The organism is Streptomyces sp. B1866, assembly GCF_031932565.1.
Lineage (GTDB): Bacteria > Actinomycetota > Actinomycetes > Streptomycetales > Streptomycetaceae > Streptomyces.
Genome location: NZ_JAVSCF010000631.1, coordinates 1 through 420, shown reverse-complemented (window position 1 = coordinate 420; position 420 = coordinate 1). Strand labels below are relative to the sequence as shown.

1 pseudogene is annotated in these 420 nt (G+C 83.8%); it reads right to left on the bottom strand.

The window, feature by feature from the left end:
- Window positions 1-420, bottom strand: a pseudogene (locus RKE29_RS30530) (cobalamin biosynthesis protein CobG); the annotation flags it as partial.

Genomic DNA, 420 nt, shown 5'->3' with positions numbered 1-420 from the left:
GGCCCGCGCAGGCGCCCGCCCCGCGCCACGGCGAGGCCGCGTCGGCGACCAGCCCGGCGTCGGAGAGGTCGCGCAGCGCGCGCGCCCCGCCGTCCGCGGTGAACCCCGGCAGCACCACGCCCCGCCAGGGGGTCACCCGCAGCGCGCCCGACCCGTCCCGGGCGGCGGTACCGGCCAGCAGCCGCCACCGCGCGGCGGTGATCCGGCCGAGCGGGACGGCGACCGACAGGGCCCGGCGCCCGTCCGGGCCGACGACCAGGCCGGGCCGGGGCCCGGCCTGGTGGGCCTGGTACTGGTCGGCCTGGTCCTGGTAGGAGAGGGCGGCCGGCGGCACCCGGTCGGGCCCGCCGTCGGCGGTGCCGGTACCGGCGGCGCCGTCCCGCGCGGGTTCGGCGCACGCGATGCCCGCGGCGGCCAGGG